We start from the raw sequence: 17,207 nt of genomic DNA on the forward strand, positions 1-17,207 counted from the left end.
AATGCTTAACGCGTAACGCTTAATGATTAACGCTTAATGCGTAACGCATTTCCGAATTATACCTCTGTTTCATAAATATGCATTTAGCGTTCTGCGTTCTGCATTTAGCTTTTTGCGTTCAGCGTTTAGCGTTCTGCGTTCTACGTTTTGCATTCTGCGTTTAGCATTTTACCAGCAGATACCTTCATAATTGGGCAATTCTTCAAGGTCATGTATTCTGACCAGATCTATTATTGCGGTTTTTTCTTTCAGCAAATGACGGTAGCTTTTTGCATCAAAATTCCGGTGGCTTATGATCACCACATCATTTTCGGCAATCGCATTTTCGAGGTTGTTGCTTATATGCTCTGATAAATGGGGTAAACGCTCATTGATATACGCTTTATTGGCGCCGATTAATTTCGACAGGCAAACGTATTCATCATAAATGGTTACATGATATCCTTTGCCGATGAGCGTTTCGGCCAGTTCAACGAAAGGACTGTATCGCAAATCATCAGTACCTTCTTTAAAACTCAGCCCTACGAGGCAAATGTTTTTCTTCCCGGTTTCGCTTATTAACTCAAAGGCTTTTTTCTTGTGCTGCTCATTGGAGGAATCGATCATTGATAGCACGGGCGTGTCGAGATAATTATCGTGGCCAAGCGTTACCAGTCCTTTAAGGTCCTTGGGCAAACAGGATCCGCCGTAAACGAATCCGGGTTTTAAGTAAGCCGTTGAAATATTCAGCCGCGTGTCTTTGCAAAATAGCTCCATTACTTTGAACGGATCAATGTGCAGCGCCTTACAGATATTTCCCACTTCATTCGAAAATGCAATTTTCAGGGCATGAAATGAATTGCTCACATATTTAATGATCTCGGCTACCTTAATATCCGTTATTTCAATGGGGGCATCGAGGCAACGATATAAAGAAGCCACTTTTTCCATGGCGTATGTATGATCGCCGCCTACCACGGTAATCGATGGATGATAATAATCATGGACCGCCGATCCTTCGCGTAAAAATTCAGGATTTGATACCACTGAAAAATGTTCGCCTCTTTTTTTACCGGAATGTTCTTCAATGATTTCACCATAACGCCGGTTGGTTCCCGGTATTACCGTGCTACGGATAACCACTATATGAAAACTTTCTTTTGTTTTCAGTGCTTTTCCAATCTGTTCTGCCGTTTTGAAAATGTAGCAAAGATTCAAATGCCCGTTTGAAGAAGGCGGCGTGCCAACACAAATGATGCTTATATCTGTGTTGTGAACTGCTTCTTCGGCGCAGGTGGTGGCTGAAATACTGCCTTTTGAAAACCCTTCGCTGATGATGTTATTGATGTCTTTTTCCTGTATGGTCGGGTGACCGTTGTTGATGAGATCAACTTTGAAATTGCTTACATCGATTCCGATCACTTCGTGCCCGTTTTTTGCCAGGCATCCAAGACTAACGCATCCTACATATCCTAATCCAAAAATTGAAATTTTCATGGTAACCTACAGTTTATAATGATTGATCTGCTCTTTCATGAATGCCGTCATATCATCCCATTGTTCAAGCAGTTTGTTTCTGGTGGCTGTTTGTTTTTCCTGATCAAAATTTTTCGCAATGACCGTATTTATAAAAGGCAATGCATAAGCGCCCGGCAAATGTTCAAGTATTCCCAGCTGCATCAGCAATTCGTTGGCCTTCATTTTTCTGATTCCGCAGTATACGCCCGGTACGCCCAGCATGGCGCCTTCCCGTGCCATGCTGTCGCCCGATGAGATGACCAGTTTGGAATAGTAAATAAGGGAGTGTATGTCTTCAACCGGCTCCTGTAAAATGGTCCAGTGAGCGGGATACCGGTGCGCACTACTTTTATCTTCCAGTGATAAAACAACTTTTGTATCTGAACTTATTTTGCCGGCGAATAAACTGATAATGCCATCCTGCTGGTTATAATAATTAAACGATTTATTACTCACTTCCCTCACGAAAACATATTCATGCGGCTCCAGTGCATACTGCCGAAGTGGTTTTTCATCGGGCTGAAATCGTTTAGGGCTCAAGTAGCTCCACTCTTTCAGGCAATTAAAAATTGATACTTTATGATTCTTTTGAACGATGGGTGGAAAAAACAATTGGGTCGACAGGCTGGCATTTATGTGATTGATCCGGTTTCTTTCGGGATCGTCATAAAACTGTATAACGGGTATGCCTGAAATTTTGCAGGCCAATGCCAATGGTATACTGCTGGCAGCTACACAAATGTTGTATTTGTCATTTCGGATAAGGTCAAGAAAAGCAAGCGTACGTTTGATATTTCCGTCCCAGAGTATCGACCACCTGGTGCCACGGCTGCTTCCTACTGCAATTGTATTAAATCCCGCGTATTCCGATTTAATAATGTTAGGCAGTTTGCCTCTTTTCAGATAACAAATAGTTACTTCCCAGTTTTCGGCGCGCAGCTCATTGGTTAGCCCTTTAAAAAGATTGAGTTGGGCGGGGTGCTTGATGTCGAAGAGAATTTTCATGTGTTTAGCTTCCTGCTAAGGCACTAAGAAGAACGTTTGAAACTATATGATTTCAATAAAAATGCATATCAGCATTAACCGAAACGAATTCAATGCGGTAAGAACCCGCTTTGCGATTCGGCCGGGGCGATACACCTTTGCGCGATATTTCCTCATAATCGGTTGCCATATGCCTGTCATGCGGCAAATGTTTTCTGCTAACGAAGCGCCTTCTAAAAAACCGAATCTTGGTAATGTAAAACTATCTTTCAGCAATTCAGGGGTCAGGTATTTAGGTTGCGTTGAAAAAGCAAGCCGGTAATTCAACGTCTTTAGTATATGTACTTCACGCCCGCCAAATTCACCATTCGGGTAAGAAAAATATACTACTTCCTTTCCTGTCCACGCTTCCAGCTTCTGACGCGATAATTTTAATTCTTCATAAACCTGCATCTCATTGCAATTGATAAGAATCGGATGTGTTTGGGTGTGAGATCCGATTGTAATGTAGGGCGACCCCGAAGCAGCAATAACCTGCTCAACCGTCATCGCGTCTCTGCGGGGGGAAATTTTCTTTTTTATTTCCTGCAGAATGCCAAGCCGTATTTCTTCCGGCATTTTTTTCAAAGCTTTTTTGGAATATGGTATTAAACCCCGCTTTTTTGCCTGTTGTACATACGACCACCAATACACGCCTTCTTCAGCCGGCGTTGTAGCAACAAAAATGGTTACAGGCACTTTATACCTGTTTGCCACTTCTACCACATTGGATATATTCGATTGCCATCCATCATCTACCGAGAGTAATACGGCTCCTTTAGGAAACGGTATTTCCTCATTTATTATCCTTTCGATATCATGTGGACTTAAAAACAAGTATCCCCTTTTTTTCAGCCACCGGATACAACTTTCAAACTCAGATTTTGTGGGTCTGTGAAAATAAAGTGAAAGAATACATTTTGTATTCAAAGACCTTTTCGTTGCATACCATACAAAGCCTGTCAGTATAAATGTATTTGCTGCCAGCCAGGCAAGCATGTTTCTAAAACTCAGCTGCATAAAACTGTTCTCCGATTTAAAAATTTTTCTTTATTGCCCCGTTGTTCCTGATTAAACTGGTTTTACCGGGGTGGAGGTTGCGAGTATTTGTATACCTGTATGATGTGGAAAGCGATTTTTTATACACTGTAATAATCCGCTTGGCAACCGTATCCATGTCGAGGCCAAGACTTTTAACGCGTTGTCTTCCATTGGTTCTGCCATTAGCCTGCGAATATTTTATTGCCAGTTTTATTTTTTCTGCAAAATCTTCCGGATCAAATGAAGCTATATAGCATCCCTGGGTATTTCCGATAACCCATCTTACATCACCCACATCTGTTGATACAATAGGGCAATTACAGGCCATCGCTTCTTTAATCACATTGGGAGAACCTTCCATGAAAGAAGGAAAAACCAAAACAGCTGCTTCGTTCAAATAGCGTGGCACATCATTATGAAACACAGGATAGGGACTAACCAGTTCAACATCCTGCAATTCCAGATGCTGAATGGCTGCCTGTACCAGCGGAAAGTTTTTTCCGGGTTTGGTCTTATTTCCGAGGAACAATACTTTCTTTTTGCCGTTTGCCAGTGAAGGGGTATTATCTGTTTTCAGAAGGGTGGGCCTGAATTTTTGCATATTCACCCCATTGGGAATGATGAACGATTTACCCTTCATGTATACGGATTTTTCAATGTTGACTGATTTGGAAATGATGGCTTTCACAAAAGGCTGTATTAACCTGGTAAGAAAGGATGAAATTCTGCTGCCTGGGATCACCTTGTTTTCGCCTTTATATTCTCCATTGGCATCGCTGCCCATTAACGACAATACAACGGGTATTTTTCTTCCTGCTCCTATTAGTGCAGTGTAACCTGAATAGGTAAAGTGTGCATGAATCAGATCGTAGTGTTTTTTTTGCAACAATTTGCGAAGGCCGAATCCGGCTTTTATGTAGCCTGCCAGGCCTTTCCCCACAACCGTAAAATAATCCACTTCAATTCCTTCATTTTTCAACGACTCTCCCTGTTCTTTAATGAAGGGAGCAATTTCAAAATCTTTGCTGTTACCGCTGCTTACGAATAGTACTCTCATATGATTGCTGATTTTTAGATTTTGGGATTCTGAGGTTTCTTTTACTGTGACAACCGAATAAATCACAAGATCTCTAAATCCCGAAACCCCGAAATTTCCTGGTAGGTTTGCTCAAATGCTTTACCCATTTTGTTGAGTGAAAATGATTCTTCAATGATTTTGCGCCCGGCTTTTCCAAAGGCTGCACATTTTTGCGGAGTATCGATCAGGCTCGTGATCAGTGCGATAATTTCTTTTTCTGTTTGATTTGTGACAAGATATCCATTCACGTTGTGATGCACTATTTCTTTAGTGCCACCTGCATCGTTCGCAATAACCGGCTTGCCAAGGCCCATATATTCTACAATGGCATTTGAAATGCCTTCACCATGTACTGCTATATTGGAAAAAAGTACACCGAGGGTGCAGCTGTTAACCACCGCTTCCACATCCTGTATTCTTCCGGTAAGTATTATTCTCCGGTTCCGGCTCACCTGTTTCTTATACTGTTCAACTTCCGGACCAGCTATGCAATTATCGCCTACTGCAATAAATGTGATGTCGTTTCTTTCGCTGGTAATTTGTTGTGCAATTTTGAAAAATAAAGAGTAATCCTTGTTGGGCGAAAAGGTGGCTACCATTACCACCGCGTACGGTGTTGTAATCCCGTATTTTGATTTCACCTGTTCGGGTGCGGGCAGGTTTTCGAAGCGATTAAAGTTTACTCCATTATAAATAATATTTACTTTCTGGAGTGGAGGTTTATAAGCATCTATGCCTGCACGTGAATTTGAAAGGATAACGGTTGAAAAATTAAAATTGATGCGATCAATTATCCTTTTAAACGACCATCTTGCTGCATGGGGCGGGGCAGAGGTAATTTGTCCGTTCACCAACGGAATTCTCTGGCCAATAACGGCCGGCAGTGCATAGAACGATTGTATTCGACCCCATGTATGAATAAGGTGTGGCTTGAATTTTTTGCAGATCTTATAAAACCTGTAAAAAACGGTGATATCATTTTTTTCCCATTTCTTCGAAAGAACCTCGTAAATAATCTTCAGATCATAAAAAGCTGAATAGTCGACTACGGGGTTAGTTACCACCACCATTAATTCATAGCGGCATGTGCCGGTGAGATAAGAAAGCAGTTCGACCAGTCGCCGTTCTTTTCCTCCTCCTTTAAAACTGCCGATAAAAAAAAGAATACGAATTTTTTGGTTATTTGCTATCATATTCCGGAAATTATCTTAGCGTAACCTGATCGGTCATGGGCTGCAGGCGGCTATTACCGTCTGATATAATGTTATCGATTGCTGAAAGATACCTGAGCAAATGCGCGGCCAGCAACCTGTAACCATGATGATTTTCTACATACTCTCTTGCGTTATGCGACATCAGCTGATAGTGCTCGGGTGTTACTGCAGCGTATTGTTTGCACAGATCAAATACATCATTATAAATTATTCCAATATCGTATTTCGAGATAATTGAATCAGGGTTAACATGAACGGCCGATATAACAGGAGTGCCAACCGTCCATGCCTCAAGAAAGGTATTGCTGAAGCCTTCATAATACGAAGTGTTCAACAAAAACCTGGCATTCGCTAAAAATGGCAGCACCTGTGTGCGATCCACAAAACCGTGAAATTTTACATTTGGCAACTGTCTTAATTTTTCAAGGTATTCACTGGTTTCCTGATCGCAATTTGCTCCTTCTTTCCCGGCAATTACAAATTGTTCCTTTTTTAAAAGGCAGGCAATCTGGTATAGTTGTTTTAAATTTTTTTGATACCGGTAAATGCCCAGCCAGGCTATATAGCCTCTTGAACGAAAGTCAGCGTCAGGCTCCTGATTTTTTAAATAGATCGGGTTGGCTATTTTTGTCGCTGCTTTGCCGGGGAATTTTTTCCTGACAATCTGTAACTGAAAATCATTCTGACATAAAATATGACGGGATAATCTGACCCCTGCATTCAAAAAAAACAGATGAGCTGCAGTATGGTCTTTGAGGTACCGGAAATCTAACTGGTTATCGTTAGACATCCGCTGAATTACCCTGATCTTTAACGGGCGGCAGATGATCCCGAGAAAAAATGATGTCCATCCGGGAATACTCAGGTACAGATAATCGGGTTTTATCGCTTTTATTTTTTTATAAGTGTATGGCAAACGGTAATAAAACCACCGAAGCCAGCGAATACCCTTTTTATTATTGTACATGGGGACCAGGTTAATATGGCGGCATTCTTCTTTTAGCAGATTGTCCCGCCCTGGCGGGACATCGGTCATAACATATACTTCCTGTCCTTCTTCCATGAGGCCCCTGATCCATCCATAGGTTTGAACGGCCGAGCCGCCGCATGGCTTTTCATTTTGCAGCATCAGGTTGATGAGCTTATCGTCGAAAAATAAAAATCTCGCCATTTTTATAAGATTTTTTTTATTGCATTTAACAGATTCTGTTTTGATCCATTGCTGCCTTCGCCGGGCCGGCTTCGGGGTTGTCATCGATTTTTTTCAGCAGTTCTTTTATTATACCAACATTTTCCTTTACGGGTTGTGTGCCATTTATTCTTACTATTAAAACCCCTGCGCTCTTTAATTTTTCGAGGATGTTCTTCTGTGCATACTGCCATCTTTCTATATCTTTCTGTAAGTCCTCATCATTTTTGCCAATGTGTGAAGCGATGATCTTTTCGCGGCCACGCAGCCGTTTTATGATCTCTTTGATATCAGGTGTGTCGATATAAATTATTGCATAAGGCAATTGTATCAGTAGCAGATATTCGTTCTGCATTTCATTTATTAACGAATCATCATCTTCACTTACAAAAAAGCTCTTTTGTAAAAACCCTTCCTGAATAATACAGGGTTTTGAAGGCGCTTTTTCAATGATCGCCTGATAAATGCCAAAGGTTGTGAATAAGAAATGGGCCGATCTGAAACGGTTGTTGATTTCTTCGTCTTTGCTGAATTGTATATCGGCCAGATATTTCCAGCAAAAATTTGCCAGTTTCTGATGCTGCCCGGCAAATCGAAATGCGTAATCTACCGGAACGGTTTTTGTTAACTTTTTGTGCAACAGCATGTGAAGTTTATATGTCAGCCATTTTCTGAATGAAAAAATACCGGGCCTTGATGTCATCAGCACATCGGGGTATATCCAATTGGAACGGGGCTTCCATGTTTTGCACAGCGATTGGTAAATAGTTGATTTACCAACTCCGGGTGGACCGATTATTTCAATGATCTTTGTCTTCATTGGTGTTTTTTGGTCCCGCTTCGCGGGACGAATTTTTTAGCTAAGAGCTATAAGAGAAGAAAGAGGAAAAAGAGCTATTTTAAAAAATCAGTGTCTATGCATTCCGTCCGCATTTTAAATATTGAAAAAAAATCTCTTTGTCTCCTTTTCTCTTTTGTGCTCTTAGCGCCACTGTCCCGCAAAGCGGGAGGCGCTGGAGCCCTTAAATATTTTCCCAGATTTTTCTTTTTAAGTCGAACAACACCTGCTCATAAGGTTTTCCTGCATCCACATCAACAACTTTTGCATTCCCGAATGATAGACCGGAAAGATTATTACACTTTTGCTCAATTAATTTATAATCGTGTTCGGGTTTGCGACGGGCGGCAATTTCAGGTGATACATTCAGGCGGAAAACAACATCGGCTTCGGTTCTGCAAAGCTTTCTGAACAATTTCATTTCGAGCCGGAAGAACCAGGTGTTTTTTTTGAAATGCAACTTCGGACCGTCATAATAACCATTTATATCTTTTTGAGGAAAACGATCGCAGATCACAACGCTGTTTTTTTGGCTTAGCCGTTTGCCAAGTTGAAGCATTTTTATTTTTTTACGTATCAGCAGGATATAAAAAAAATTACCTGCCAGCTTTCTGAAGTATTTTGATATAACAGCGTTGTTGAACAGAAAACCCGTTTTGGAAAAAAACAGCTGATTATAACTCTTAATAAAAGGTCGTTTGCCTAAGTAAAAATAATGGGCGTCTATTTTGAATGTTAGCCATTTGATCAAATCATTGCATAATGTGCTTTTTCCTGCGCCATCGCTGCCTACCAAAGCAATGATTTTACCGCCTTCAGATATGGTTTTTTTTAATTGAACAGGCCCGGTTAACCGGCCTGCATACCGGTTGGTTTTGAGAAAATATTTATAATAAAAAGTTTTTAGTGTAGCCATGGGCCTGGTTGTTTTTACACAACCCGAAAGCTGGTTATAAAATAACGAGGAAAGATGAATCATGGCCGGCACGCTATGGTCCTGAACGATCCTGTTTATTTCAATGTGCAGATTATCGGGCACTTTCAATTGCAATTCCCGGCAAACATCTCTGAAGCGCTGAACCGGGGTTTGACTTAAAAGTTCCCGCAGTTCCTCTTGTTTTGGCGCCGGTATCTCCCGTTTATGATGAAGCATATTAGCATGCATGCGTATAAGCAAAACGATGGCTTCCATTCCGGGTATTGGGATAGGCCATCCGGTTAGCTCATCAATTTTCATATGCCGGAAAAATTGTTCCAGCCAGGGCAAATGCAAATACTTTCCATAAGTGATTCCGGTGGCCAGATCATAGTGGGTATGCAAATGCAACAGGTTGCCGGTGTCAATATCAAAGCCGAGCCAGTCTTCGATAAGCGGATATGAATTCCATGGCCGGGAATTCAGCTTTTTATAAAAACGGTTCTTTAATATGGTTTCAAACTGCCGGCGGTCATTGGGATGCACCAGTATTTCAATATCGGTTTTTCCTTCGAGCGAGGCAAGCAGGTGCGTGTTCCCTTTCCAATGAGCAAACCGAATCTGTGCGTGCTGAAGTTCGTCGAGCAGTTCGGCCGATTCACGGGTTATGTGGCAACGTGGCACTTCGGCCTGGCCGTCAAAAACTGAAAAAGGTTTTTTTGCTACAATCATACTACCAGTTTATAATCTTCTTTGGGTTCTGTGATTTGTTCCTCAGGGTAAATCTCGTTTTTACATTTTGCCACGGGCAACATAGCTACCACAAATATCAACAGGCTTGCGGCTATTTCGGTGTACCGGCCGGTAACCGTATAAACAAGGAATGCCGAACCACAAAAAAATACTATCATTTTATCCTGATATGGTTTGGCTGCACTGAGTGCCTGCCAGAATGCGGATGCCGTCATTAAGAAATAAAGTAACAAGCCTATAAATCCGCTTGAATGCAGAATGTTGGGTATATCGCCATGGAGGCTTCTGTCTTTTAAAATTCCCTTGCCATAGTTTCCTGCGCTGTTGAACAAACCAAATCCAACCCACGGACTATAAGCGTGGTAAACAAACATGTCTTTATAAAGAAGCGAATACTCCATGAAGCGTTTTTCTTCGGCCAGCGCCCGGTCATCGAGCTTCCGTAGCTCCACTCTTTCCTGGAACTCATGCATAAAATCGGTATTCTTATAAATCAGGTATCCGGTTACCGCTATCACGCCCATAATCGGAAATATCATTTTGGCTTTTTGCTGCGAAAGCATGGTTAACAGGCCTATTGCAACTCCAAAAGCGCTTAGCGCCAAAACTGTACGTCGTAAAGTGAGCATGATGAAGAAAAATGAAACAACGGAAACTAAAATATACACCAGATTTCGTTCGCTAACCCCTTTTCTAAAAACAATGAACAGCGCTAACGGCAGGGTATTGAATGCCGCCGCCCACAGGTTGCCAAATAAAATGCCTGAGCTTATGCCGTACATGTCCATGGGCGAGTACTTGTATACGGTTGAAGCGAAGGCATTCAGAATAAACAGCACCAGTATCAGCAAGCAGGCATTGCTTAATTCTTCCAATACCTCTTCCCGGGAAAATTTACTATAAACACCGGGTATCAGCGGTATCAGCAGAAACAACCAGTTCGTGGAAAATGCGTATGGTCTTATCAGTTCAAGGTTGGCAGACCGGTTCAATAATATAAGAAAATATACAGCTAACAACAGCCCCCAAATGTTTTTACTATAATACAACCCGTTTTTTAGTATAAGCAATAAAACCATCACACACATGAATGCATAAACCAGGAAGGCCGGAGTGGGCGCGCCAACAATTTTATCAACAAAAAGTAAGGTGGGTAAATAAAGGAGCGACAGCTCATTTTTTTTGAGCAGGCAATAAATAGAAAGGCCGTAGAAGAATATAATTTGTATGATTAATAGAAAAGTTGTCATATAGTTGATCGGTTGATCAGTTGACGAGTTGATCAGTTGACTTGTTAACTTATCAACTGGTCAACCTGTTAACTATGGGGTGATTGAAAAGCGTTCTCGGATCAGATGAGAAAATTTTGAATAAAAAATATCGGCCGATAAATTTTCCCGGGCATATTGCAGCGACCGCTGCCGCATGTGATTTAGTTTGTGATAATCCGAAATAATTGTTTCCAGCGAAGTGGTAAGCTCATCGAGGCTGTCGGATTTAATAATAAACCCGTTATCTCCGTTCGTGATATTGCATTTAGTTCCGCAGGTATCTGTGCAAATAACAGGCAGTCCGTAGCCCATTGCTTCGTTCACCGATACTGCGTATGGTTCGTTAATGGCAGGCAGCACAAAAATGTGATGCGAAGCATACAACGCTGCCATTTTGTTATAAGGAACATTCTGTTTAAATTCAATCAGGCCGGCCAGGTTCAGGTTATTCGCTTCATGCCTGATTACCTTAAAATTGAGGTGTTGCAATTCTGTTACGCATTCGCCGGCAATAGTTGCTGTAAACCGGTACCGGTTTTTCAATTTGTTCAGCGCCTGTAGAAAAAGCAGGTGTTTCTTTCTATCCTGATGATACTTTCCGATCATTAGTATTTTGGGGCCTTCGCCTGAAATGTCGTCGCTGTGTTGATCTTCAGGAGTAACAGTAACAGGTAATGGAATATGATACATATATCGTAACCCACCGTTGTTTTCGGGCAAATGGCTGCTTTTTAGGGGTGTCATCCAGGCAGCTTTAAAAAAGCGAATGGTTAATTTTTGTTTTAGTAGCGTTTTCAGTGATCTGGATCTGTATATATCTTCCTGCGTATAAAAAACAATCTTTGCTTTTGTAAACAGTGCATAAAAGGCCGCCATCAAAGAAAACAATTTATAGGGATCGCGAATAACAACAATTTCGGGCTTCAGTTGCCTGAAAACTTTCCAGTAACTGACCAGCTGAGGAAAATAATATCTTCTGTTTACACCTCCTTTTCCAAATGTTTTTTCGATTAATACCGATAGCCTGCTTTGCTTAAATTGTAAAGGAGTAATCAGGCTATGATCTTCGGTTGGCCCTATACAGGCGACATGAAATAAAATTTCATGTTTTTTTTCCAACAGCTTTTTTATTAACTGAAACTGGTTGGTATGAAAACGGGGGGCCACAAAAAGGATTCTCATATATTCAATTCTTAACCTTTCTATAGAAAGTAGAAATGAAAAATGAAGAATAAAAAAACTTTTTCATTTAACATTCTTCATTTTTAATTTTTCATTTAATTTTTGCTGAAGCTTTTATCCGATTTAAAATACTTTATCGAGAATATAATGTGCTGCAATTCATGCCTGTTTTTTGGGCTCAATCCGAAAAAGAAAAAAACGAATAAAGAGATGATAAAGGCGGCAGGCGCAAAAACTATCAATTGATATAATCCAAGTGAATCGGTTTTTGTGGCCAGCCATACGGCCATTCCCAGCATTAATATACAGGTGAAAAAAGCACGATAATCGAAATGGAATGCGGCCCCTGGTCCGGTTTTCATTATAGCGGCCAGTATTTTTCGTTGTCCGATAAATAAAAATAATCTGCTTATCATAAAACTGATGCAAAGCCCTGCGATTCCCCATTTGCTGATAAGCAAAACGCCTAAGCCTGCAAACAATGCGCCCGAAATGAGGGTAAGAAAAACTTTTTTCTTAATATCAAGTGTGGCGCTGATGATACAGGCGTCATTTTTTACGAAGGTGTCCTGAATGGTCGTGATCATGATCAGCACATTGGCAGTATGGCCTGCAAAATGTTCATTTCCTACCCAGGCACTTAAAAAGGAATGATTGAAAATAATAATGGTCACTCCGAATGCTGTTGTCAGCAGCAAGGTCATGCTGTTTATATTTTTTCTTACCTTGTTTATTTTATCGTACTCCTTTAAGCCAAGCAGCTTTCCTACTCCGGGCATAATTCCCAGTATCAGCCTGTTTATAACGCCCTGTAACGCTACAGGTATAAATTTCGTCAGCGTGTAATAAGCTACCGTAACCGGCCCGGCAACAATACCCAGTAAAAGCTTATCACTATTGCTATTTACTACATAGGCGCCTGCATCTGCCAGGTACCATGCGCTTAATTTGCCGAATCGTAAAATATTCGAGCGGTTTGGTTTGCGAATGCCGAACCATGCTATATTTTTTTTTACAACTACATAAAAGGAGATGCCGATCAGCAAACTATCTACCAGTTGAACAACGGCAAGCCCTGCAAGGCCATAGCCCAATGTTAACGCCAGAATTTTTAATCCACCTCCTGCTATTACGATAATTGCGCGCAGTCCCATCCGTTTGAAAGTAAGGTTCATTCCCCTCAGGATCGATTCAAATAATTCGAACAATTTGAAAACAAGTATTGAAAAAACCAGCAGAGAGCAGGTGATCCTGATTAAGGTATAATGTGCTTTATCGGCATGGGTTATATAGGGGGCATACCAGGAAATAATACTGCCGGCAATTAAAATAACAGGCACCACACACAGCAATACTATAAAAGCTGCGCCCGTATCGCTTTGTAATTCTTCGGCAGTGGCTACGTCTTTTTTTTGTGCAACTGTCCATTTCAGCACCTGCGACGAACGCGTATCGGCAATATTAACGTACCCGGTTAACTGACCAAGCATTTGCCATATGCCAAATAATGTAGTGCCTAATCCGGAAATGATAAATGGATTTACCAGCAAACCGGCAAGCCGGTTTGCTGCGTAATCCATTATGCTGGATACAATGTTCAGGTAAGCGCGTTGCTTCAGGTTTTCCTTTTTTGCCGCCCCGTTTACTTTACCTTTAATATCTTCAAAGGGATTATTTATTGTCGGTTTTTCAATCATTTTTTTTAGTCTTTACATTGCCTTGTTCATATGGCTCATTTCAAACTGCCCAACAGCATAAAATTCTTTGAACCATGTAATGAATTTATTTAAACCGGTTTGAATGGTAGTAGCCGGCCTGTAGTAAAAGTTAGTCGCCAGTTCATTTATATCTGCCCAGGTAGTTAACACATCACTCCGTTCTTCACCAGCCATTTGTATTTTCGCTTTTTTGCCGCAATTATTTTCTATCTCTCTTATAAAATCCATTAACTCAACCGGATTATCATTTCCGATATTATAAATGCGATAAGGTGCTGTTGAGCAGGATGGATCAGGACTCAGTGCGTTCCATGTTAATGCCGGTTTTGCCGGTTCATCCAGTACATGTATAAAGCCCTCTACAATATCATCTATGTAAGTGAAATCACGTTTCATTTTACCCTCGTTGTATACGGTAATGGGCTGTTCTTTCAGAATGGCATCTGTAAAAACAAAATAAGCCATATCGGGTCTGCCCCAGGGGCCGTAAACTGTGAAAAAGCGCAAGCCGGTTGTGGGCAAACCAAATAAATAGCTGTAAACATGCGCCATTAATTCATTTGATTTTTTGGTAGCAGCGTATAGCGAAACCGGGTGATTGGTGCAATGGGTAACTGAAAACGGCATCTGTTCATTTAATCCATACACACTTGAAGAGCTTGCATAAGCGAGGTGTTGTACTTTGTTATGACGGCAGGCTTCTAAAATATTGAAGAACCCTGTAATGTTGCTTTGAATATAAACATCGGGATTGCTTATGGAATATCTTACACCTGCCTGGGCGGCGAGGTGTGCCACCATATCGAATTTTTCTTTTTTGAAAAGCTGCTGTATCTCTCTTTTATCTTCGAGGTTCAGTTTAATAAACCGGTAGTTCGCGAACTTATTACTCTTTACTTCTTTATTCCATTTAATGCTGAGCCTGGCAATTCCATTTTCAGCCAAACGGGCATACTTTAAATTCACGTCGTAATATTCATTGATATTATCGAGGCCCACCACCTCGTGGCCCCGCTCCAGTAGTTTTTTAGTAAGAAAGAAACCAATGAAGCCTGCGCTTCCTGTAACCAGAATTTTCATATGGAAACTTTAAATTCTTTGCAATTTTGATTTTTTGCTTTGCTTTTCGCGATACACGTTTTCGTAACCATAGCCATAACTGTAACCATACATGCCTTTCATATAGCCCCTTGGCCTGATGCCATTGAATACGATGTGAGGATTTTTCAGTGCCTTGAACTTATTATTGTTGTCGAGTATTTGCACCATCGCTTTGGGCGTTCGGCCATGCCGCATAATGAATAAGGTAATATCGCAGAATTCAGAGAATATATAGGAGTCTGAAACCGGATCGATGGGCGAAGCATCCAATATGATGTAATCGAACTTAGTGTTGAGGTAGGCCAGCAGATTATTTAACCGGCCGCTTAATATCAATTCCCTCGAATTATCTTTTCTGCCTCCGGCCCCTATAACAAATAAATTTTCGTCCATGGTTTGTTCAATGATTTCTTCCGGTTTTTTTGATCCTTCGAGAAATTCACTTATTCCTGGTTTATCGGCAACACCCATGATAGAAGATGTTTTAGGGATACGTATATCGAGGTCAACCAGCACCACTTTATTACCCGCCAGCGCCAGGCTTCGGGCCAGGTTGGTGCTTATGTATGTTTTTCCTTCTGAAGATATGCTTGAAGTGATCAGTATCTTTTTAACCTTGAAATTTTTTTGCCGGCCAACTAAACCAAATGCCCCGCGCAGTTGCCTGAATTGCTCGGCAACAACCGATACTTTGGAGCCGGTCCGTAACAAAGATTCATTGTCTTTGTTGGCCGAAATTTCTGCAATAACCGGTACGCTGGTGAGTGATTCTATTTCTGATCTGAATAAGATCTTTTTGTTCAGCATTTCTTTGGCCCACACCAACCCTACACCCAAAGCAATTGAAAAAGCAAACGCCGCACAATAAATAAGCAACTTTCTGGGGCTCACCGGCAATTGAGTAGCTGTGCCCATATCAACGATCTTGCTGTCTGAAACGGCCGATGAATTGGCCAGTGCAGTTTGCTCCCGTTTTTCGAGCAGAAAATCATAGATGTTTTTCTTTATGAGCTGCTCGCGGCTGATATTCATCAGCTCCTTTTCTTTTTGGGGAATGGTGCGCAACATCGAATTGTAACCACCGCTTATGTTTTCGAGGTCTTTTTTGCTGGCTTCGAGATTGATGCGGTAATTATGTAGTTTTTCCAGAATTAACGGACGCAACCCTTCAATTTCTTTTGCCACCTCCGTTGCATAAGGATTGTTTTCGGCAGTGGTTTTCAACAGCTTTTCATATTCAATCCTGGCAGTGTTCAACTTTTGCATCAGGTCGTTGAGCACCGGATCAACAATGCCCATGGTAGAAGGTACAATGTCGGCCTTATTTTCTTTTGATTTAACATAGCGTTCCATTTCGTCCAAAGCAGCCAGCTGCATACTTAAATCAGTTATTTTGTGATCATTGGTCGATACGTTATCCAGATACATTTTGCCCTGTTCGGTGAGGTCAACTACGCCTTTATCGGTCCTGAACGTTTGTATTTTTTGTTCTATTGAGTCCAGTTCTATTTTAACGCTTGCCAGTCGGTTTTCAATAAACTGCAGGGAGCTGATGGCCGTTTCTTTTTTTTCATCGATCGACTGATCGGTATAGTTTGCCAATAATCTGTTCATAATTTCTTCGCCACGCATAGGCACTTCGTCGCGAAGTGAGAGGTAAATTGTCGACGACAGCTTATTGGCTGATGTTACGGTGAAGTTAAGCAGCATGAAAGCCGCTAAATTTTTCGGTTTGGTTAAATGAAAGTACAAAGAACCTATAGCCGAATCTGATTTGTGGGCGTTTGGTATAAATTGAAGTACGCCATATGGTGTAGCGCACCATTTATTCAGCGGGTAAGTTTTATTATCAATGACTACTCCCTTCATTTTTGCTTTGTCCTGATTGGCAGCAGCTGCAGAATCGATATAAACAGCTGAAATAGCTACATCTGTATCGTTTGTTTCCTTCAACTGATCGGGGTCACGGGCTATAATAGTAAATGGCGAAGTTTTGTAAGCCGAAGTGGATCTGAATTTGAAAGATGTGAAATCGGGCGCTTCATAAATCGGGGCATACAGGTTCAATTGATCAATCGTTTTTTTCATGAGGCTTCGCGAATGAAGCACCTCCATTTCATTTTCAGCGATATTTTTGGTGGGGAAAGCCTCCAATGCTTCCATCGTTCCTGATTCATTAACGCCTTTTTTATCGTCTTTTACCATTATAGTGGCATCGATTTCATAAGCGGGAACAGCAATGAGGCTTATATAAATAAACGCGCCTGCCATACAAACTACTATTATTATAAGAAACATAGGCCAGTATGGCAAAAGCCAGTTGAGCACAACTGAAACGATATTCATTTCGTTGCCTGTTTTTTTATTTGTTTGCATAATTACCTGG

The 17,207-nt window shown here is 41.1% G+C and carries 13 protein-coding genes; all 13 read right to left on the reverse strand.

The window, feature by feature from the left end:
* Positions 1–168: 168 nt before the first annotated feature.
* Complete coding sequence (locus tag AC59IL_RS37330; protein ID WP_496557355.1) at positions 169–1,476, reverse strand: nucleotide sugar dehydrogenase; 1,308 nt, start codon at positions 1,474–1,476, stop codon at positions 169–171.
* Between the two features lie 6 nt (positions 1,477–1,482).
* A complete protein-coding gene (locus AC59IL_RS37335) occupies positions 1,483–2,502 on the reverse strand; it encodes a DUF354 domain-containing protein (RefSeq protein WP_496557356.1) in 1,020 nt (339 codons plus the stop codon).
* A 42-nt stretch (positions 2,503–2,544) separates the two neighbouring features.
* The gene (locus tag AC59IL_RS37340) at positions 2,545–3,357 is read right to left on the reverse strand and encodes a polysaccharide deacetylase family protein (protein ID WP_496557357.1); all 813 of its coding nucleotides are present in this window, start codon (positions 3,355–3,357) and stop codon (positions 2,545–2,547) included.
* 199 nt (positions 3,358–3,556) lie between these two features.
* Entirely contained in the window at positions 3,557–4,618 is a 1,062-nt protein-coding gene (locus tag AC59IL_RS37345) for a glycosyltransferase family 4 protein (RefSeq protein ID WP_496557358.1), read from the reverse strand.
* 62 nt (positions 4,619–4,680) lie between these two features.
* On the reverse strand, positions 4,681–5,832 hold the full coding sequence (locus AC59IL_RS37350) for a glycosyltransferase family 4 protein (RefSeq protein WP_496557359.1): 1,152 nt from the start codon (positions 5,830–5,832) through the stop codon (positions 4,681–4,683).
* A 10-nt stretch (positions 5,833–5,842) separates the two neighbouring features.
* Complete coding sequence (locus tag AC59IL_RS37355; protein ID WP_496557360.1) at positions 5,843–7,024, reverse strand: glycosyltransferase family 4 protein; 1,182 nt, start codon at positions 7,022–7,024, stop codon at positions 5,843–5,845.
* A 25-nt stretch (positions 7,025–7,049) separates the two neighbouring features.
* Positions 7,050–7,862 carry a hypothetical protein gene (locus tag AC59IL_RS37360; protein ID WP_496557361.1) on the reverse strand — a complete coding sequence of 271 codons (813 nt, stop codon included), beginning with the start codon at positions 7,860–7,862 and terminating at the stop codon, positions 7,050–7,052.
* A 202-nt stretch (positions 7,863–8,064) separates the two neighbouring features.
* Positions 8,065–9,528, reverse strand: a complete 1,464-nt coding sequence (locus AC59IL_RS37365) for a nucleoside/nucleotide kinase family protein (protein WP_496557362.1) — start codon at positions 9,526–9,528, stop codon at positions 8,065–8,067.
* A complete protein-coding gene (locus tag AC59IL_RS37370; protein WP_496557363.1) occupies positions 9,525–10,799 on the reverse strand; it encodes an O-antigen ligase family protein in 1,275 nt (424 codons plus the stop codon). Before AC59IL_RS37370 ends, AC59IL_RS37365 begins: the two co-directional genes overlap by 4 nt.
* Before the next feature lie 72 nt (positions 10,800–10,871).
* A complete protein-coding gene (locus tag AC59IL_RS37375; RefSeq protein WP_496557364.1) occupies positions 10,872–12,002 on the reverse strand; it encodes a glycosyltransferase family 4 protein in 1,131 nt (376 codons plus the stop codon).
* 95 nt (positions 12,003–12,097) lie between these two features.
* On the reverse strand, positions 12,098–13,699 hold the full coding sequence (locus AC59IL_RS37380) for a lipopolysaccharide biosynthesis protein (protein ID WP_496557365.1): 1,602 nt from the start codon (positions 13,697–13,699) through the stop codon (positions 12,098–12,100).
* 12 nt (positions 13,700–13,711) lie between these two features.
* Entirely contained in the window at positions 13,712–14,800 is a 1,089-nt protein-coding gene (locus AC59IL_RS37385; RefSeq protein WP_496557366.1) for an NAD-dependent epimerase, read from the reverse strand.
* Positions 14,801–14,809: 9 nt separating this feature from the next.
* On the reverse strand, positions 14,810–17,197 hold the full coding sequence (locus tag AC59IL_RS37390) for a GumC family protein (RefSeq protein WP_496557367.1): 2,388 nt from the start codon (positions 17,195–17,197) through the stop codon (positions 14,810–14,812).
* Between the last annotated feature and the right edge of the window lie 10 nt (positions 17,198–17,207).

The organism is Niastella sp. sgz303648 (assembly GCF_059587045.1).